The sequence below is a fragment of the Pseudoduganella sp. R-34 genome, assembly GCF_049904655.1.
Classification (GTDB): domain Bacteria; phylum Pseudomonadota; class Gammaproteobacteria; order Burkholderiales; family Burkholderiaceae_D; genus Rugamonas.
Map to the genome: position 1 here is coordinate 3170667 of NZ_CP184572.1, position 18977 is coordinate 3189643.

Annotated in this window: 18 protein-coding genes; 12 read left to right on the forward strand and 6 right to left on the reverse strand. The window is 62.9% G+C overall.

Translation table 11 applies throughout. The features are described from left to right. The first annotated feature begins 2 nt into the window (after nucleotides 1–2). Genes ACN9MW_RS14680 through ACN9MW_RS14695 form a run of 4 tightly spaced genes read left to right on the forward strand, consistent with a single transcriptional unit; the run spans nucleotide 3 to nucleotide 3556 of the window. Complete coding sequence (locus tag ACN9MW_RS14680) at nucleotides 3–386, forward strand: response regulator transcription factor (RefSeq protein ID WP_426171772.1); 384 nt, start codon at nucleotides 3–5, stop codon at nucleotides 384–386. Next, complete coding sequence (locus ACN9MW_RS14685; protein WP_426171774.1) at nucleotides 383–1117, forward strand: YaiO family outer membrane beta-barrel protein; 735 nt, start codon at nucleotides 383–385, stop codon at nucleotides 1115–1117. Before ACN9MW_RS14680 ends, ACN9MW_RS14685 begins: the two co-directional genes overlap by 4 nt. After that, nucleotides 1095–2144, forward strand: coding sequence for a HEAT repeat domain-containing protein (locus ACN9MW_RS14690; RefSeq protein ID WP_426171775.1), 1050 nt, complete (start codon nucleotides 1095–1097; stop codon nucleotides 2142–2144). The genes ACN9MW_RS14685 and ACN9MW_RS14690 overlap by 23 nt, the downstream gene beginning before the upstream one ends. Then, the gene (locus tag ACN9MW_RS14695) at nucleotides 2141–3556 is read left to right on the forward strand and encodes a glycosyltransferase family 2 protein (protein ID WP_426171777.1); all 1416 of its coding nucleotides are present in this window, start codon (nucleotides 2141–2143) and stop codon (nucleotides 3554–3556) included. Before ACN9MW_RS14690 ends, ACN9MW_RS14695 begins: the two co-directional genes overlap by 4 nt. On the opposite strand, the gene ACN9MW_RS14700 is transcribed toward ACN9MW_RS14695, so the two are convergent. Genes ACN9MW_RS14700 through ACN9MW_RS14710 form a run of 3 tightly spaced genes read right to left on the reverse strand, consistent with a single transcriptional unit; the run spans nucleotide 3553 to nucleotide 7594 of the window. Next, on the reverse strand, nucleotides 3553–5703 hold the full coding sequence (locus tag ACN9MW_RS14700; RefSeq protein WP_426171778.1) for an ATP-binding protein: 2151 nt from the start codon (nucleotides 5701–5703) through the stop codon (nucleotides 3553–3555). The genes ACN9MW_RS14695 and ACN9MW_RS14700 overlap by 4 nt on opposite strands. Then, the gene (locus ACN9MW_RS14705) at nucleotides 5700–6650 is read right to left on the reverse strand and encodes a D-2-hydroxyacid dehydrogenase (protein WP_426171780.1); all 951 of its coding nucleotides are present in this window, start codon (nucleotides 6648–6650) and stop codon (nucleotides 5700–5702) included. Before ACN9MW_RS14705 ends, ACN9MW_RS14700 begins: the two co-directional genes overlap by 4 nt. After that, nucleotides 6647–7594, reverse strand: coding sequence for a LysR substrate-binding domain-containing protein (locus ACN9MW_RS14710; RefSeq protein ID WP_426171781.1), 948 nt, complete (start codon nucleotides 7592–7594; stop codon nucleotides 6647–6649). Before ACN9MW_RS14710 ends, ACN9MW_RS14705 begins: the two co-directional genes overlap by 4 nt. 167 nt (nucleotides 7595–7761) lie before the next feature. Here ACN9MW_RS14710 and ACN9MW_RS14715 point away from each other — a divergent pair, with 167 nt between their 5' ends. The 8 genes from ACN9MW_RS14715 (at nucleotide 7762) to blaSMB (ending at nucleotide 16841) form a co-directional block, all read left to right on the forward strand. Beyond that, entirely contained in the window at nucleotides 7762–7929 is a 168-nt protein-coding gene (locus ACN9MW_RS14715; RefSeq protein ID WP_426171783.1) for a hypothetical protein, read from the forward strand. Beyond that, on the forward strand, nucleotides 7926–8771 hold the full coding sequence (locus ACN9MW_RS14720) for an alpha/beta hydrolase (protein WP_426171784.1): 846 nt from the start codon (nucleotides 7926–7928) through the stop codon (nucleotides 8769–8771). Before ACN9MW_RS14715 ends, ACN9MW_RS14720 begins: the two co-directional genes overlap by 4 nt. A gap of 103 nt (nucleotides 8772–8874) precedes the next feature. After that, nucleotides 8875–10083, forward strand: coding sequence for an efflux RND transporter periplasmic adaptor subunit (locus ACN9MW_RS14725; protein ID WP_426171786.1), 1209 nt, complete (start codon nucleotides 8875–8877; stop codon nucleotides 10081–10083). A gap of 3 nt (nucleotides 10084–10086) precedes the next feature. Further along, entirely contained in the window at nucleotides 10087–13266 is a 3180-nt protein-coding gene (locus ACN9MW_RS14730; protein ID WP_426171788.1) for an efflux RND transporter permease subunit, read from the forward strand. 1 nt (nucleotide 13267) lies between these two features. Continuing rightward, on the forward strand, nucleotides 13268–14707 hold the full coding sequence (locus ACN9MW_RS14735) for an efflux transporter outer membrane subunit (RefSeq protein WP_426171789.1): 1440 nt from the start codon (nucleotides 13268–13270) through the stop codon (nucleotides 14705–14707). A gap of 107 nt (nucleotides 14708–14814) precedes the next feature. Further along, the gene (locus ACN9MW_RS14740; RefSeq protein ID WP_426171791.1) at nucleotides 14815–15249 is read left to right on the forward strand and encodes a hypothetical protein; all 435 of its coding nucleotides are present in this window, start codon (nucleotides 14815–14817) and stop codon (nucleotides 15247–15249) included. Nucleotides 15250–15453: 204 nt separating this feature from the next. After that, entirely contained in the window at nucleotides 15454–16002 is a 549-nt protein-coding gene (locus ACN9MW_RS14745; protein WP_426171793.1) for a polyphenol oxidase family protein, read from the forward strand. Then, complete coding sequence (gene blaSMB / locus ACN9MW_RS14750) at nucleotides 15999–16841, forward strand: SMB-1 family subclass B3 metallo-beta-lactamase (protein ID WP_426171794.1); 843 nt, start codon at nucleotides 15999–16001, stop codon at nucleotides 16839–16841. The genes ACN9MW_RS14745 and blaSMB overlap by 4 nt, the downstream gene beginning before the upstream one ends. A gap of 65 nt (nucleotides 16842–16906) precedes the next feature. Here the strand turns inward: blaSMB and ACN9MW_RS14755 are convergent, their stop codons facing one another. From ACN9MW_RS14755 to ACN9MW_RS14765, 3 genes are all read right to left on the reverse strand, one after another. Then, the gene (locus ACN9MW_RS14755; RefSeq protein ID WP_426171796.1) at nucleotides 16907–17758 is read right to left on the reverse strand and encodes a transposase; all 852 of its coding nucleotides are present in this window, start codon (nucleotides 17756–17758) and stop codon (nucleotides 16907–16909) included. A gap of 208 nt (nucleotides 17759–17966) precedes the next feature. Next, nucleotides 17967–18140, reverse strand: coding sequence for a hypothetical protein (locus ACN9MW_RS14760; RefSeq protein WP_426172201.1), 174 nt, complete (start codon nucleotides 18138–18140; stop codon nucleotides 17967–17969). 266 nt (nucleotides 18141–18406) lie between these two features. Then, a complete protein-coding gene (locus tag ACN9MW_RS14765; RefSeq protein ID WP_426171798.1) occupies nucleotides 18407–18790 on the reverse strand; it encodes a hypothetical protein in 384 nt (127 codons plus the stop codon). Nucleotides 18791–18977 lie beyond the last annotated feature (187 nt).

Consider the following 18977-nt stretch of genomic DNA (forward strand, 5'->3'; position numbering starts at 1 on the left):
CTATGCCCGACACCTCCATCCTGGTAATCGAAGACGACGAACATATCGGCCAAATCCTGACCTTCATCCTGCAGCGGCAAGGCTACCAGACCACTCTTGCCGCCGATGGCCTGGCGGCGCGCAAGGCCATCGTCTCAAGCCCGACGCCACCTTCGCTGGTGCTGCTGGACGTAATGCTTCCCTATATCGACGGTTTCGAACTGGTGCACATCATTCGCCAGCGCGAAGGCTGGACCGAAGTGCCGATCGTGATGCTGACCGCCAAGCATACCGAAAAAGACATTGTGCGTGCGCTCGACGCGGGGGCCAACGATTATGTCGTCAAGCCCTTCCAGCCGAATGAATTGCTGGCGCGCGTGCGGCGCCACCTGAAGGATCAGCAATGAAGTTCGCCATCCTCCCTGCACTGGCTGGCGCTGCCTTGCCGGCTGCCGCCCAGACCACCATCGGAATCAGCCACGGGATTGACAACCTGAGCGGGCCGGCATCGAACTGGCATGAGACTTCGCTGGCCGTGCGCCACCAGCTTGCGCCTCGGCTGGGCTTTGGCGCAGGCGTCACCCGCATCGAGCGCTTCGGCATCAGCGAAACCCAGTTCGGCGCCGGCACCGACATGCCGCTGTCCGACAGCCTGACCGCCTCGGTTGACGGCAACGCCAGCAGCGAGCACCAGATCCTGGCGCGCCACGCCCTGGGCGCGACCTTGCAGTACGAGTTTGCCAAAGGCTGGCTGGTGCATGGCGGAGGGCGCAGCAGCAGCTACAACGATGTGCACGTCAACCAGAGCCTGCTGATGCTGGAACGCTATGTCGGCAATTACAGCTTTTCCGGCGCATGGCGCGCGGCGCGCGCCTTCGGTACGACAGCGCACAGCGGCGAGCTGCGCGGCAGCTATTACTACAGCGACCGCAGCACGGTCGGATTGTCTTTTGCAGTGGGCAAGGAAGCAGCAAATATCGCCGGTACCACGCGCCTGACCAGCGTGCAGTCGGCCGCCCTGGTGGGGCGGCACTGGTTTGACCAGCGTTGGGCCGTTACTTATGCCCTGGCATCTACGCGCCAGGGCGACTTCTACGTGCGCAACGGGGTCAATCTTGGATTACAGGCTGCCTTCTGATGTCTATCTGCAGGTCGCATTCTGGACCGGTGCCGGCGCGCTGGCGTTGACCGTACTGGTCGGGCTGCAGATCATCTGGCTGCGCCTGTCGATGCGCCGCATGCAGCGCCGTGAGCAGGAGCTCACCCTGAAATGGCGCCCTTTGCTGAATGCCGCCATTGCGGGCGAACCGGTGGGCAACCTGCCCGAACTGCCCCAGCGCGACGGCCTGCTGTTCATGAAGCTGTGGCTGCATTTGCAGCAGGCGGTGCGCGGCGAAGCAAGCGAAGGCCTGAACGGCATTGCGCGCCGCCTGGGTTGCGACGAACAGGCGAGAGGGTTGCTGGCGGGCGGCAACCGAGCCGAGAGGCTGCTGGCGATCCTGGCGCTCGGGCATATGCGCGACAAGGAATCCTGGGCGGCGCTGGCCCGTACCGCGCACAGCGCCGACAGTGCTTCCTCTGTTCACGCACTGTGGGCCATGGTGCAAACCGATGCCGCGCGGGCGGCGCATGAAATGGCGCCATTGCTGTTGCGGCGCGACGACTGGCCGCTGTCCCAGTTGGCCAACATCCTGCAAAATGCGCGCGCCGAATGGCAGCCGGTGCTGGCGGAGGCCCTGGCGCGCGTGACGCCGACCGAGCTGCCGCAAGCGCTGCGCCTGGTGGCAGCCTTGCGCATGCACCTGCCGCAGGCCCAGTTGCGCGGCTACCTCGCCAGCAAAGAACAGGAAGTCGTGCTGGCCGCGTTGCGCATGGCGCATGTGCCCGGCGTGGTGGACGAAGTGCGCCGGCACCTGGCCAGCGAAGATTGGCGCGTGCGCCTGCAGGCAGTCCGTGCGCTGGGTGAAATGGGGGACCGCAGCGACGTGGCGCGTTTCCGGTCCTTGCTGTCGGATCCGCAGTGGTGGGTACGCTATCGCGCGGCGCAGGCCCTGCTGGCATTACCCTTCCTGACAAGGGAGGAGCTGGCCGAATTGCGCAATGCCGGCGACCGCTACGCAGCCGACATGATTGCGCAGGTGACGGCGGAACAGGAGGCCGCATGACGCCCAATCCGCTTTTCATCCAGATTATCTCGATCAGCGTGCTGGTGTACTTCGTGCTGCTGAACGTCGGCTACCTGATGCTGAATTTCCTGGCGATGTATGCGCTGCGCCGGCGTTCGCAGGAAGCGATCCTGGACGACCTGCCGCAGGTATATTCGGCGCTGGAGCCGCCGATCAGTATGATCGTGCCGGCCTATAACGAGGAAGCAACCATCGTCACCTCGATCCGCTCGATGCTGCAGCTTTCCTATTCGGAAATGGAAGTCGTTGTGATCAATGACGGCTCCACCGACCGCACCCTGCAGGTCATGATCGACGAATTCGGCCTGGTGCCTTTCCCGGAGGCTTATCGCATCCAGCTTGAGACCAGGCCGGTGCTTGGCATCTACCGTTCCACGCGCTTCCCGAACCTGCGCGTGGTGGACAAGGTCAATGGCGGCAAGGCCGATTCGACCAATGCCGGCATCAATGCGGCGCGCTACCCGCTGTTCTGCTGCGTCGACGCCGATTCGATCCTGCAGCGCGATAGCCTGCAGCGGCTGGTGCGCCCGTTCCTCGGCGACCCGCTCATGGTGGCGACCGGCGGCACGGTGCGCATTGCCAACGGCTGCGAAGTGCGCGGCGGTTTCCTGACCCGCGTCGGCATGCCGAAAAATCCGTGGGCGCTGTTCCAGGTGGTCGAGTATTTGCGGGCCTTCATGTTCGGCCGCATGGGCTGGTCGGTGATCAACGGCATGCTGATCATCTCCGGCGCTTTCGGCCTGTTCCGCAAGGACACGGTGGTGGCCGTCGGCGGCTACAACCCGAAGGCGATTGGCGAAGACATGGAACTGGTGGTGCGCATGCACCGCAAGCTGCGCGCCCGCGGCGTGCCGTACAAGATCGAATTCGTGCCCGACCCGGTGTGCTGGACGGAAGCGCCGGAAGACCGCAAGCAGCTGCGCAACCAGCGCATCCGCTGGTCGCGCGGCCTGTCGGAGAGCCTTACCACCAACTGGGGCCTGATGTTCAGCCGCCATGGCGGCGTGGCGGGCTGGCTGGCTTTCCCGTTCTTCGTGCTGTTCGAGTGGCTGGGGCCCTTCGTCGAGCTGTTCGGCTATATCTTCATGGCGGTCGCCTCGTGGCAGGGCTGGGTGTCCTGGGAATCGTTCGGGATCTTCCTGTTCCTCGCGATCGGGCTGGGGATCCTCTTGTCGGCCTTCGGCCTGCTGCTGGAGGAAATTTCCTTCCACCTTTATCCGCGCCCCAGCCATCTGCTGATCCTGGCGGCAGTCGTCGTCGCCGAGAACTTCGGCTACCGGCAGATCAACAGCTGGTGGCGGCTGGTCGGCTTGTACAAATGGGCGATCCGCGAGGAGGCCAGGTGGGGCGTGATGACCCGCAAGGCCGACTGGCAGCGCGACATCAGTTAAAGGGCGGGCAGGGTCACATGGAAGGTCGTGCCGCGGCCTTCTTCCGTGTCGAAGCCTATGGTGCCGCCATGCTGTTCTGCGATGGCACGGCAGATCGCCAGCCCCAGGCCGGTGCCGCCTTTCAGGCGCGAGTCGGAACTGTCGGCCTGGGCGAATTTTGCGAAGACGCGCGCCTGGAATGCTTCCGGAATCCCCGGGCCGTTGTCGCTGACCGCTAGCCTGATACCTGCCGGCACTTCACTGCAGGCCAGGGTCACGGAATTGTATTGGGGCGAATACTTGATGGCGTTGGACAGCAGGTTGACCAGCAACTGCACCAGGCGGTCATGGTCGCCGCGCACGCGCAAGCCGCGACCGCTGCCCGCACGTTCCAGCGCTACCGGGCGCTGGGCCGCGCTGCCGCGCACCGCGTCGATGGCTTCGTCCAGCAGCGTTGCGATCTCCAGTTCGTCGCTGCGAAATGCCATCTTGCCGGCTTCGATTTTCTCGATATCGAGGATGTCGTTCACCAGGCGCACCAGGCGTTCGCTGCTCTGGTAAGCGATATTGACCAGGTGCTGCACGTCCGGCGGCAGTTCGCCGGCGCCGCCGTCGACCAGCATGGACAGCGAGGCGCGGATCGACGTCATCGGCGTGCGCAGCTCGTGCGAAACGGTGGCGATGAACTCGTTCTTCATCTCTTCCACCTGGCGGCGTTCCGAGATATCGTGCAGGAAGACGCAGAACAGGCCGTTGGCCGGGCGGCTGATGCTGGCCTCCACGGTCAGCTCATCGCCGTTGCGCCGGATCAGGGTGCGTTGCACATGGCGGCCGAAAGCGGGCGCCTCACTGCCGCCGGCGGCCGCCAGCGCCGCCTCCTGTTGCGCACGGAAACGCTGCGGCACCATCAGGTCGATATAGCTCTTGCCTACAGCTTCCTCGCGCGACCAGCCGAACATGTGCTGGGCGGCGGGGTTCCAGTCGGTGATATGGCCGTCCGGACCGACAGCGATGAAGGCATCCTGGGCGGTTTCGATAATGGCGGCGATGCGCTGCATGGCATCGCGCAACTGGCTGGTGCGGGCGCTGACGCGGCCTTCCAGGTTGGAGACCAGGGAATTGAGGGTGCGCGACAGCGCCTGCACCTCGGCGTAGGGGGCGAGCAGCGGCAATTCGGCGGCCGCGCCGCGGCGGATATGGTCGGCTGCGTCGGCCAGTTCGCTCAATGGACGCGCAATGCGGCGGGCAAGAGGGAAGGCGAGCAGCGGGAACAGGGCTGCCATCGCCACGCCCAGCCACAGGGCGCGTTTCTGCAAGGCCCGTACCGGCGCCCAGGCAGTGTTGACAGTCTGGCGCACCAGCACCGTCCAGCCCAGGCCCGGATAGGCAGCGTGGCCGCGCGTGCGCGCATAGCCGACCAGATATTCGACGCCATCGGACCAGCGTTCCACCAGGTAGCCGTTACCCTGGCTTGGCGGCGGCAGGCTCCTGCCCAGCAAGTCCGGTGGCCCCAGCAAGACCGTGCCCCGCCGGTCGACGATGAGGGCCTGCACTTGGCGGTGTGCGCTTGCCGGTTCAATCACCGAGCGTTCAAGTTCGCGCGCCCATTGCCATGACAGGTGGGCGCCCAGGATGCCGCTGCCGTCGGCCAGCGGGAAGGCCAGGTCGACGAAGCGCTGTGTTTGCGAATCGGGTGCCGGCAACAGCTTGGCCAGCATGACGGCATCGTGCACGTCGCCGACGAAGGTCCCGGCCTGGGCGTTGCGGTACCAGGGGCGTTCACTGACGTCGATATTTTCCAGCAGGGAGCCGGTGGCGGCCAGCACGCGGCCGCTGCGGCCGGTGACGCCGATCCAGGCATAGTGGGGGTAGCTGTGCTGGTGCTGCTCCAGGGTGGCGCGGCGCGCCGCTGGCGCCGCGGCGGCGCCCATGTCGGGACGCTGCGCCAGCAACTGCACCTCGCGGTAGCGCTCGAACATATTGCGATCCAGCTTGTCGGCGGCTTGCTGCGCCAGGTCGGACAGGGCGCTGCCAATATCGGCCTTGACCTGGTTGCCGGCCGTGCGTGCGATGACGGCGGCCAATATCGCTCCCATGGCGATTGCTAGCGCGCAGAAAGCGACGGCAAGGTAGGTGCCGATTCCCGCCTTGGCGCGCGCGCGTTTCATGCGACGCGATTGGCCGGGCGGCCCGCAATGAAGGCTTCTATATTGTCGATCAGCTGGTCGGCCAGGCCCTGCATGGCCTGGCCGCTGGCCCAGGCGGAATGGGGCGTGAGCAGGAAATTCGGCAGGCGCAGGCGCAGCAGCGGATTGTCGGGCACCGGCGGCTCTTTCGTCAGCACGTCAAACCCGGCGCCGGCGATCACGCCACGCTGCAGGGCATCGGCCAGCGCTGCTTCGTCCACCAGGCCGCCGCGCGCGGTATTGACCAGGATGGCGCTGGGCTTCATGCGTTCCAGTTCGGCCGCGCCGATGATATTGCGGGTGGCATCGGTCAGCGGAGCGTGCAGGCTCAATACGTCGGATGTCTCCAGCAGTTCGTCCCAGCTAACGTTGCGCACGTTCGGGTCCTCGGCCGCGGTGCGGGTATGCACGACGACTTCCATGCCGAAGGCGCGGCCAAGGTGCGCGACTTGCTTGCCCAGGTCACCGTAGCCCAGCAAGCCCAGGCGGCTGCCGTGCAGGTCGCGGATGGGATGATGGAACAGGCAGAAGCGCGGCGATTTCTCCCACAGGCCCGCTTCGACGTCGGCGCGGTAGGCCAGCAACTGGCGGCGCAGCGCCAGGATCAGGGCGAAGGCATGTTCCGGCACCGAGGCATGGGCGTAGCCCTGAATATTCGACACCACGATGCCGCGCTCGCGCGCCGCCGCCAGGTCGATGATGTCGGTGCCGGTGGCCGCCACCGCGATCATTTTGAGGCCGGGCAGGGCGGCCAGCGCTTCGGCGCGCAGCGGCACCTTGTTGGTGATGGCGATGGTGGCGCCACGCAGGCGTTCGATCGCCTCTGCGGCCGTGGAAGCGGGATGTTCGGCCCATTCGTGGGCAAACGATGGACGCCGGATGTCGGCAATGATGCTGTCGCGGTCCAGGAAAACGAGTCGTTCGGTCATACAGTCAGCTCCACAGGGAGGGAAGCGGCCAAAGGACGCAGCCGCATTTGGGGATGGCTGGCCATCAGGTCCGCCACCCATTCAACGAACACCCGCACCTTGGCCGACAGGTGACGGTTTTGCGGGTACACCACGTGGATCGGCAGGGGATCGGTGACCCAGTCCTCCAGCACGCGCACCAGGCGGCCGTCCCTGCCGTGGCTCCCCAGTTGTACATCCGTCATCATGATGATGCCCAGGCCCGCCAGCCCGGCTTGCAGGTAGGCGTTCGAATCGTTCAGTGCCACCACGCCCGGCAGCATCATTTCAATGCGCTCGCCGTCGCGCGTGTAGTCCCAGTTGTATATTTTGCCAGTCTTGGACGAGAAATAGTTCACGCAACGGTGCCGTTCCAGGTCGCGCGGGTGGGTGGGCGTGCCGAAGCGCTCCAGGTAGGAGGGCGCCGCGCAGGTCACAAAATTGAGCAGGCCGACGCGTCGCGCAATCAGGGTGGAATCGGCCAACTGGCCACCCCGCACTGCACAATCGACGCCTTCCTCGATCAAATCGACCGGACGGTCGCTGCAACCGAGTTCCAGCTGGATATCGGGGTATTGTTCAAAGAAGGAGGGCAGGGACGGCACCAGGATTTCGTTCGCGAGCCCGGTCGGCGCGTCGACCCGCAGCCGGCCGCTCGGGCTCAGTCGGGTGCGCGACAGCGATTCCTCGGCATCCTTCACGTCGGCCAGGATGCGCAGGCATCTTTCATAGTAGGCAGCGCCGTCGGCGGTGACGGAAACGTGGCGCGTGGTCCGGTGCAGCAGCTTGACCGACAGCGCCGATTCGAGGCTGGCCACCAGGGTGGAAACGGTCGCCTTGGGCAGCTGCAGGGTTTCCGAGGCGCGCGTGAAGCCTCCGGCGTCGACCACCTGTACGAACACTTCCATTGCTTGGAGCTTATTCATGAGTCCACCTTCATTGTTCGAGATTCTGAACAATCAATTCAACATTAATGTATTTTTCTTATTCTAGTGGAAGTTTATTATTACCGTATTGCAGCATGAAAAAGCCCTTAACCTCCCGCGGTGGGAAAGTTTAAAGTGGCTTTCGGTAACACAGGAAAGGAGCAGTCATGAGTAACCGGGATGGATTCTTTGCAATGGTATCGCTGGCGCTGGGCGCGATCGCCCTGGCAGGCGTCCTGTATACCGACGAATACTCGTACGGCGCGCAAGTCGGCTTTGGTGCGGCCCCGGCGCGCACCTTGCTGGCTTCGGCCAGCTCGGAGGCGAAAGAATGACGGCGCAGGCGCCGGCGGACCTGAAGATCCGCGAACTCGAAGTGCGCGGGGCCCAGGGGCCGCTCGCCGCACGCCTGTACCTGGCCGGGAATTCGTCCGCCAAGCGCGATGCGCTGATCGTTTTCTTCCACGGTGGCGGCTTTGTAGCCGGCGACCTGGAGGAGGCGGACGAATTCCTGCGCCACCTGGTCGCGTGCAATCCTGGCCACGTGATCCTGGCCACTAATTACACCCTGGCCACCGTCAGCCCGTTTCCGGCAGCGGTGGAAGATGCCCACGCCGTGCTGGCCTGGGCCAAGAAGAACAAGGCCAAGCTGGCCTGGAGCGGCAAGCAGCTGCTGACCGCCGGCATCGAGGCAGGCGCCAACCTGGCAGCCGTGTCGGCGCTGATGGCGCGCGACCGCGGCGGCCCGGCCCTGGCAGGGCAGATCCTGATCATGCCGATGCTCGATCCCGGCCTGTCCACCTGTTCGATGCGCGAGCTGCCGAACTGTCCGGACCAGATGAAGGTAGCAAATAACTGTGCCGCCGCCTATCGCGGCTACCTGCCGAATGCCGCCGACCGCGCCCACCCTTACGCGTCGCCGCTGCAATCGAGCCGATTGAAGAATTTGCCGCCGGCCCTGATCCTGTCGGCCGAGGACGACCCCTTACGGGATGAAGCAGAACAATACGGGGCGAAACTGATCGCCTGCGGAGTAAAGACAACAGTCAGACGCATGCCACCGGCGCCATTGCAGGAGCCGGGAGCCAGGAATGAATGCGCGTGCAGGGGCTTTGCACTGAGAGAGATGGCCAGTTTTATCGGCGCCATCGACGGGCCGGAAACACCCGCAGTGTAAGGCTGTATCAATAAAACAGAAGTTCAGAAAAAAGTGCCTGCGAGGCACATGGGCCCCTTTTTGCTCAAATTTCCCACTAATTTTCACCCCCAAGAGGTTAACAATGAAAAAGATGAATCAAATGTCCACTCTTGTGCGGCCGCTGGTTGCCGCATTGGCGATGGGCGGGCTGGCGGCGGCCATCCTGTCCGGTTGCAGCGCCAATAGCAAGCCGGCCGAAAGCCAGGGCCCTGCAGCGGGCGGTCCGCCGGTTTCGGCAGCCGTCGTGGTGCAGAAGTCCGTCGCCGAAACCCAGGAATTCTCCGGCCGCCTGGAAGCCATCGACCACGTGGAGATCCGTCCACGCGTCAGCGGCTTCATCACCGCGGTGAACTTCAAGCCTGGCAGCGAGGTGAAAAAAGGGGACGTGCTGTTCGTGATCGATCCGCGTCCATTCCAGGCTGAAGCCAGCCGCGCCGACGCCGCAGCCAATTCGGCCAAGGCCAAGGCCGACCTGGCCAAGCTGGAGCTGGCCCGTGCCGAAAAGCTGCTGGCCGATAAAGCGATCGCCCAGCGCGAATTCGACGAACGCGCTTCGGCATTGAAGGAGCTGGACGCAACCGCCCGCGCCGCCGCTTCGGCCGCCGAAGCAGCGCGCCTGAACCTGTCCTACACCCAGGTGACGTCGCCGATCAACGGCCGCGTGTCGAAGGCGGAGATCACCCTCGGCAACCTGGTAGACCAGAGCGCCGTGCTGACCAGCGTGGTTTCGCTGGACAAGATCTACGCCAGCTTCGACGGCGACGAAGACACTTTCCTGCGCGTCGGCGGCCAGGCCTACAAGGGCCAGCCGGTGACCGTGAAGGTCGGCCTGGCCAACGAAGCTGGCTTCCCGCATGAGGGCAAGCTGGAATTCGTCGACAACCAGCTCGATACCCGCACCGGCTCCGTGCGCATGCGCGCCACCTTCGACAACAAGGACCGCGCGCTGGTGCCCGGCCTGTTCGCCCGCGTCCAGCTGGACGGCGGCACCGCCACCCAGCAAACGGTGCTGATCAACGATCGCGCCGTCAGCACCGACCAGGATCGCAAGTTCGTCTACGTGGTCGGCGCCGGCAACAAGGCGGAATACCGCCCTGTGGTGCTGGGTCCGAACGTCGACGGCCTGCGCGTGGTACGCAACGGCCTGAAAGCAGGCGAAAAGATCGTCGTCAACGGCCTGCAGCGCGTGCGCCCTGGTGCGCCGATCACGCCGCAAATGGTCGACATGACCTTTGACCCGATGGCAGCAGAAAAAGTGGCCGCCGCCGATGCCAAGAAAACCAAGGAATAATCCATGAATTTTTCACGCTTCTTTGTCGATAAACCGATCTTCGCGGCGGTTCTATCGATCATTGTCTTCGTAGCGGGCTTGATCTCGATCTTCAAGCTGCCCGTCTCCGAATACCCGGAAGTGGTGCCGCCATCCGTAGTGGTGCGCGCCGTCTACCCGGGCGCGAACCCGAAAGTGATTGCGGAAACCGTCGCCGCGCCGCTCGAAGAGCAGATCAACGGTGTCGAGAACATGCTGTACATGTCCTCGCAAAACACCTCCGATGGCGCGCTGATGCTGACCGTGACCTTCAAGATCGGCACCGACGTCGACAAGGCTGAAACCGCGGTGCAGAACCGCGTCCAGCGCGCCTTGCCGCGCCTGCCGGAAGAAGTGCGCCAGATCGGCGTGACCACGGTGAAGTCTTCGCCTAACCTGACGATGGTGGTCCACCTGCTGTCGCCGAACGGCCGCTACGACGACCTGTACCTGCGCAACTACGGCGTGCTGAACGTAAAAGACCAGCTGGCCCGTATTCCAGGCATGGGCGACGTGCAGATCTTCGGCGCCGGCGACTACGCCATGCGCGTCTGGCTCGACCCGCAGAAGGTCGCTGGCCGCAACATGACTGCGTCCGACGTGGTCGATGCGATCCGCGAGCAGAACGTGCAGGTGGCTGCCGGTGTGGTGGGCGCTGCGCCTTCCAAGTCGGCCGACTTCCAGCTGACCGTCAACACCCAGGGCCGTTTGAGCTCCGTCGAGGAATTTGGCGACATCATCGTCAAGACCAATGAAGACGGCGCGCTGACCCGCCTGAAAGACGTGGCCCGTATTGAAATGGGCTCCAACAGCTACTCGCTGCGTTCGCTGCTGAACAACCATTCCGCAGTGGGCCTGGGTATCTTCGAAGCACCTAACAGCAATGCGCTGGAACTGTCGGCCAACGTGCGCGCCAAGATGGAGGAACTGAAGAAGGACTTCCCTGAAGGCGTGGCCTACGACATCGTGTACGACCCGACCCAGTTCGTGCGCGAGTCGATCAAGTCCGTGATCCACACCCTGCTGGAAGCAGTGGCACTGGTGGTGATCGTGGTGATCATCTTCCTGCAGACCTGGCGCGCATCGATCATTCCGCTGCTGGCGGTGCCTGTATCGATCGTCGGTACCTTCGCGGTGATGATCGGCTTCGGCTTCTCGATCAATACGCTGTCGCTGTTCGGCCTGGTGCTGGCCATCGGTATCGTGGTCGACGATGCGATCGTGGTGGTGGAGAACGTCGAGCGGAATATCGCCAACGGCCTGTCGGCCCGCGATGCGACCATCCAGGCCATGAAGGAAGTGTCGGGCCCGATTATCGCTATCGCCCTGGTGCTGTGCGCCGTGTTCGTGCCGATCGCCTTCGTGTCCGGCCTGACCGGCCAGTTCTACCGCCAGTTCGCGCTGACCATCGCCATTTCGACCGTCATTTCGGCACTGTGCTCGCTGACCCTGGCGCCCGCCCTGTCGGCATCGCTGCTGCGTCCTCACGATGCACCGAAAGACGCGCTGACCCGCGTGATGGACAAGATCTTCGGCCGCTTCTTCGCCTGGTTCAACCGCTTCTTCAACCGCGCTTCGCACAGCTATGAAACCGGCGTGCAAGGCGTGCTGAAGCGCAAGTCCGCATCCATCGTGGTGTATCTGGTGCTGGCTGCCGCCGCAGGCATCATGTTCAAGGTCGTGCCGAGCGGCTTCGTACCGGGCCAGGACAAGCAATACCTGGTGGGCTTCGCCCAATTGCCTGACGCCGCATCGCTGGAACGCACCGAGCAGGTGATCCGCAAGATGTCCGACATCGCCAAGGAAATTCCTGGCGTGGACGCTTCGGTTGCCTTCCCGGGCCTGTCGATCAACGGCTTCACCAATGCGCCGAACGCCGGTATCGTATTCACCACGCTGAAGCCATTCCACGAGCGTACCGACCCGTCCCAATCGGGTGCGGCAATCGCAGCGGAGATCAACAAGCGCATGGGCGCCGTGCAGGACGCGTTCGTGATGGTGTTCCCGCCGCCGCCAGTCAACGGCCTGGGTACCACCGGCGGCTTCAAGATGATGATCGAAGACCGCAACAACGCAGGCTACGACGCGCTCTACAAGACCGTGCAGGAAATCCAGATGAAGGCGTGGGGCGACAAGCGCCTGGCCGGTGTGTTCTCCAGCTTCCAGATCAATGTTCCGCAGCTGTTCGCGGACATCGACCGCGCCAAAGCCAAGCAACTGGGCGTGCCACTGCAGACCATCTACCAGACCTTGCAGATCAACCTCGGTTCGCTGTACGTGAACGACTTCAACCAGTTTGGCCGTACCTACCAGGTGCGCGTGCAGGCTGATGCCCCGTTCCGTTCGCAAGCCGAGCAGATCGCGCAGCTGAAAGTCCGCAACAGCAAAGGCGAGATGATCCCTCTGTCGTCGCTGATGCGCGTGAAAGACAGCTACGGCCCTGACCGCGTGGAGCGCTACAACGCCTACGTCTCGGCCGAGATCAACGGCGCTCCGGCTCCAGGCTTCTCGTCCGGCCAGGCCCAGGCTGCGCTGGAAGAAATCACCAAGGCGACCCTGCCGAAAGGCATGGGCTACGAATGGACCGAGCTGACTTACCAGGAGATCCTGGCCGGTAACACCATGATCTACGTGTTCCCGCTGTGCGTGCTGCTGGTGTTCTTGGTGCTGGCTGCCCAGTACGAAAGCTGGACCCTGCCGCTGGCCGTGATCCTGATCGTGCCGATGTCGATCCTGTGCGCCCTGATCGGCGTCAAGTTGACCGGCGGCGACAACAACGTGTTCACGCAGATTGCCTTGTTCGTGCTGGTCGGGTTGGCGTCGAAGAACGCGATCCTGATCGTGGAATTTGCGCGGGAGCTGGAAGACCACGGCCGCACCATCCTGGAAGCGGCGCTGGAAGCCTGCCGCCTGCGTCTGCGCCCGATCCTGATGACGTCGATCGCCTTCATCATGGGTGTGGTACCGCTGGTGTTCTCGGTTGGTGCAGGTGCTGAAATGCGTCATGCAATGGGTGTGGCGGTGTTCGCCGGCATGCTGGGCGTGACCTTCTTCGGCCTGTTCCTGACGCCGGTGTTCTACGTCCTGCTGCGCACCCTGGCCAAGCGCCTTGAGAAGAAATCCCCGGCAGCCGACGCTGCCCCGCAACTGGAAGGGACCCACTAATATGAAAAGTATGATTGCCAAGGGCGTCGCCCCGCTGCTGGCAGCGCTGCTGCTGACCGCATGCGCCGCGCCTGAATTAAAGCAACCGCAAGTCGACACCCCGGCCGCCTTCAAGGAGCCGCAGGTGATGACTGCCGAAGACGGCACCAGTTGGAAGCCGGCCCAGAACGCCGAGCGCCAGCCGCGCGGCGAGTGGTGGCTGGCCTTCAGCGACCCGGCCCTGAATGAGCTGATCGCCGAAGCGACCCGCAACAACGCCAACCTGGCCGTGGCGGCCGCCCGCGTCAAGCAGGCACGCGCCATCGCGGGCATCGCCGAAGCGGACCGCATTCCGCAAATCGGCGTGGGCGTTGGCGCCCAGCGAGCCCGCAATTCGGCCCTGTCGCTGGGCGTGCCGGCCGGTACCGACATTGCGCCGCAGACCACTTACAACGCGAACCTGACGGCGAGCTATGAAGTGGACCTGTTCGGCCGCGTATCGAGCAATGTGGCCGCGGCCCGTGGCGACGCCGCGCAGGTGGAAGCGAATTACCGCTCCGTCCTGCTGTCGCTGCAAGCCGACGTGGCACAGACCTATTTCCGCCTGCGCGCCACGGACGCCGAATTGGCGACTGTGGAGCAGACGGTCCGTTTGCGCGAAGAGAGTGTGAAAGTCAACCAGCGCCGCTTCGACCTGGGCGACATCGGTGAATTCGACCTCTCCCGCGCCAAGACCGAGTTGTCGACCACCCGCTCGGAAGCGATCGGCCTGCAACGCCGCCGCGCCACCACCGAGCACGCGCTGGCAGTCCTGCTGGGCAAGCCGGCGGCAGCCTACACGGCGGGCAACAGCCCGCTGCTGGATTCGACGCTGCTGCCTGCGATCCCGACCGGCGTGCCGTCCGCGCTGCTGGAACGCCGTCCTGACATCGCCGCCGCACAGAAGGCGATGGAAGCGTCGAACGCCCGCATCGGCGTTGCGCGTTCGGCCATGTTCCCGGCGCTGAACATCACCGCCAATGGCGGCGGCGCTGCCGGCCATTTCAGCGACGTGTTCAAGTGGAGCAGCCGCTCGTGGGTGCTGGGCGCCTTGCTGTCGATGCCGTTGATCGACGGCGGCCGTAACAGCAACAACGTCAAGCGCAGCGAAGCGGCCCTGGAAGAATCGGTTGCGGGCTACCGCCAGACCTTGCTGGGCGCCTTCGCCGAGGTGGAAGACAACCTGGCCGGCCTGCGCATCCTGGGCGGCCAGACCGCGCAGATCGACGAAGCCTTGGTATCGGCCCGCCGTTCGGCCGACCTGGCGCAGAAGCTGTATGACGCCGGCCGTTCCAGCTACCTGGACCTGCTCGATGCACAGCGCAACCTGGCAGCCGTCGAACGCAGCGCAGTCCAACTGCGCGGCGACCGTGCGGTGACTACCGTCGCCCTGATCCGGTCCCTGGGCGGCGACTGGAACTAAACATTATCGATCAGCCCTTAACGGCGCTCCGCATTCGCGGGCGCCGTTTTTTTTCGTCCGTTGCAGCCAACGTATAATCACGTGCTTTGGCTCGCACTCCTGATCAAATGCCTTTATTACACAAGGTGACGATTTCCCTGCTCACCATCTTTATTGTCGTCTGGTCCTACCTGGCGTTCTTTCCCGAACCTGTGCTGAACAAGCGAGCGCTCGGGCACGAAGCAAAAGACTTCGTCAGTCAATCGCTGAAGGAGTTTTGCGCGGGACTGTACACCGATGGCATCTGCCCGAAAATCGCGATCGCTGGAAAACAGCGATGGGTGGCGAGCACCTATCTTGGTGGCTCGGATATCCCGACGCAGCAGACCGATAGCATCCTGGCGGGGCTGGGATGGCAGAAAATGCCGGCCGATTACGAACGGACGACCATGTTCTGCAAGCAGGGCTATTCTGCCCGCTATGACTATAAGGCTGACTATGTAGGGACTTTATCGTTCGCTGCCGGCAGCCACGTCTGCGAAAAAGTCGTGCAAACTAACTAAGAAGACCGCACACCGTCACTTGGCACGCTTGCAAATCGGCCTGGATCAGCCTATGATTGTGACAAATGTCACACAAAGGCTAAAATGGTCACAAGCAGTTTGTTAAGCAGTATTCGGGGAATCCGTCATGGATTCGGCAGCGCTTTCGCGCTCGTTCCGTTCCAACTGGCATCAGTGTGGGAATCAAGGCCGGCAAAGCGCCAAGTGCACGGCACACGCGTCGTCGCGATCCACGAGCCGCAGCAGCAGGCCGGTGAAGCGGATGGCTTCCACACCGCCGTGAGCGGCCTGCCGGTCAGCATCATCACAGCCGATTGCATACCTTTGCTGCTGGCACGCCGCGACGGCTCGCAGATCGGTGCAATTCACGCTGGTTGGCGCGGCCTGTACGACGGCATCATTCCTGCGGCGCTGGCCGAAATGGGAGAGGGGGCGCCGATCGTTGCCGCCGTCGGCCCGACCATTTGCGCGTCCTGCTACGAGGTTAGCAAAGACCTGGCAGAAGAGTTCGCACAACGCTTCGATGCCTTGCCGCGCGACGTCGTATTGCCAACGTACCGCCATCTTGACCTGCGCGCCATCGCCGAACACCAATTGCGCGCCGCAGGTGTTGAAGAAATCGAACATGTCGGCGGCTGCACGTGCTGCGCCCGCAATGCCGCCGGCGAACCCATTTACCGCAGCTACCGGCGTGGCGACCGAGGGTCGCAAATGCACTCCGGCCTGTACCTCACCACCAAAGGAGAAAAATGAAGGTCATCGCATCCCTCGTCCTGGCCGCCTTCGCGACCGTCGCCAACGCGCAAGACCGTAGCTGGAGCGCGCCGGAGAAGCCATTTACGATCTATGGCAACACCCACTACGTCGGCACCGCCGGCATCAGCGCCATCCTGGTCACCTCGCCGCAAGGGCACATCCTGGTCGACGGCACCACGGCCAAAGGCGCCGAAGTCGTGGCAGCCAACATCCGTACACTGGGCTACAAGCTGGAAGATGTGAAATACATCCTCAGCTCCCATTCGCATGAGGATCATGCGGGCGGCGTCTCGGCGCTGCAAAAGCTGACCGGGGCCACTGTGCTGGCAGGCGCCGCCAACGTCGAAGCCATGCGCACTGGCGTTTCGCCGAAAATTGACCCGCAGTTCGGCAGCCTGTCGAACTTCCCTGGATCGGCAAAAGTGCGCGGAGTGGCAGATGGAGAAGTGATCAAACTTGGACCGCTGGCAGTGACAGCGCACAGCACTCCCGGCCATACCCCAGGCGGCACCTCCTGGACTTGGCACGCCTGCGAAGCAGGGCAGTGCAAGAATGTGGCGTTTGTCGACAGCGTGACTGCCGTATCGGCCGACAGCTACCGCTTCACCGACCATCCCGAGGTTGTCGCCCAACTTCGTGGAAGCTTCACCACCGTCGAGAGCCTGGCCTGCGACATCGCAATTGCCGCGCATCCGGAAGTGAACGACATGTGGGGCCGCCAGCAGCGCGCAGCGAAAGAAGGCAGCGTCGCCTACGTCGACGCAAAAGGCTGCCGCACCATCGTCGAAGCAGGCCGCAAACGCCTCGAAACCCGCCTGGCCAGTGAAAAGCGCTAAAGTCGGTGCCAAAAGTCGGTGCCAGGTCTGTCATTCGGACAGCAATTGCACACGACTAAGATTGCTCATGGCCCCTTCACAGTTTCTCTGAACTGCAAAATCGCTCGGCTGACAGTCTTAACTGAAACCCCCGCATGCTGGGCGATTTCAGACATTGAATAGCCGAGAGAGAAATACGCGCGCGCCATCGCCTCCTTTGTATTCCGATACTCCGCGAAATATTCATGCAGAGGACGCGTGACGGCGCGTCGCTGTGCTCGCTTGATTTCGAAAGGATTCCCTTCGATAGGCAGGCCAACGACGCGAGCTTGGAAATTTTCGTCACCCAGAACCAAGTGATTTGATACTGCGGTCAAGGGACTTTCGCCACCTATACCCGCCATCACAAAATCTTGATAGGCTCGCCTCGCATCTGCCTGGTTATCGCCGAAATGAGCGAGCACGATATTGGAATGCAGCCATTTGGGGCAATCGACGACTCCCATAATTGCCGCATGACTGCTCCATAGCCAGTTAAGTGGGTGCGCGGCGATCTTTGCTCGAACTGGATTGAGTTCGATATAGCGGCAGAGCTCGTCCTGGTACAAATCGCTTTGGCAGAGGATGGCTTTGTACCTACCTTGGAAGACATGTCCCACGAGGCCATGCGCACGGTTGAAGTAGCGCGAGTATTTTCCATTTAGGTGACACATGCCTCGGCCGAGCTGCCCAGTGATGGCCTCCAGAAGGATATGAAAATGGTTGGTCATCTGGCAGTAAGCGCGAACCGAAAAATTGAACCGCTCGCATGTCTCGCCGAGGAGAGAAAGCCAAGTGAGCCGATCATTATCAGACAGATAGATTGCGCCCTTGCGGTCGCCACGCGCAGTGATGTGATACAGCGAGTTGTCGAGTTCGATTCGCAGAGGTCGGGTCATGGAGCAAGTGTATTTCGTTCGCAATCACTCCTAATTGCGCTAACGCAATTTCAGCGGGCGTTGGGCGAAATTTTTCTCAATGCTTTGACGAATCTCAAAGATGTGGCCTCCCTGTCCAAATGACAGACCTGACACTGACTTTGTTGATGAATCTTAAAGATCAGGACTTTCTGTCCAAAAGACAGACCTGGCACCGACTTTTACGGTCCTAGTTGGCGATGGGTGCCGACTTTGGCTTGTTCGAAGCGTCAAGCTTGGCGCAATTCGCTGAAAGAATTGATCGCTCAAGCGCATCGGCGACTTGCTTGATCGCCTCAGGCGTGCAATTTGCCGCGACAGGCTTTGATGGAATTTGTGGCGGTTGGCGTGTGAAACTCTTCACAGCAACAGCTGCAAGGACTGCGGCGGCGATGACTGCGATAACCAGGTTCGTGCGAGGCTTCAAGGGATTGTCCGTATCGGTTGTCAAGTATTGTCAATGATACGGCGCTTCCCCCGCTGAACGCAAAAAGCCCGCCTGGTCAGCGGAGAACCCTGCCAGGCCGGGAAGAAAGATGCCACGATTGGTCCCCGCTCGGCCAGCGCGCCATTCCGGTTTGGAGGCGGATTCGGGAGGCGCGCTGGCGGCTGGGGAATCGGCAGTCTGGATTACTTAGCCGGTGCGGCTTCCTTGGCAGCGGCTACTTCTTTGGATGCAGCGGTTTTTTTGGAGTGCTTGGTCTTTTTCACTTCCTTGGTGGCGCTGGAGTGCTCGTGCGATGCGGCCGGGGCAGCAGCGGTGGCCGAGGAGGCTGGGGTCGCAGCTACGGCTGGGGTAGCAGGAGTTGCAGGAGTCGCCTTGCTGCCTTTTTCAGCAGGAACCGCCGGGGTAGCTGGAACAGCTGGAGTTGCTGGCGTTGCCGGAGCAGCTGCGGTAGCAGCAGGCATCGGGGCAGCGGCAGGCTTGGCTGCGTGGCCGCCGGCAGCCGGGGCTTGGGCGAAGGCAGCGGTTGCGAACAGGCCGGCGATCAGGGTGGCGATGGTCTTCTTCATGGTCAAGCTCCTCGGAGAGAATGGGGTAAATCGTTTGGGGTGTCGTGCACTATTGCCGTGTCACTGAGCCTAAAAACGATGCCAAAGACGCGCTAGTTGACGGCCTTTACACATGGTTACATCTGCCAAAACTGCTTACAAAGTGCGGCAGGTAACCGTGCCGGCGCGGCGCTGCCCGTACAGTGCT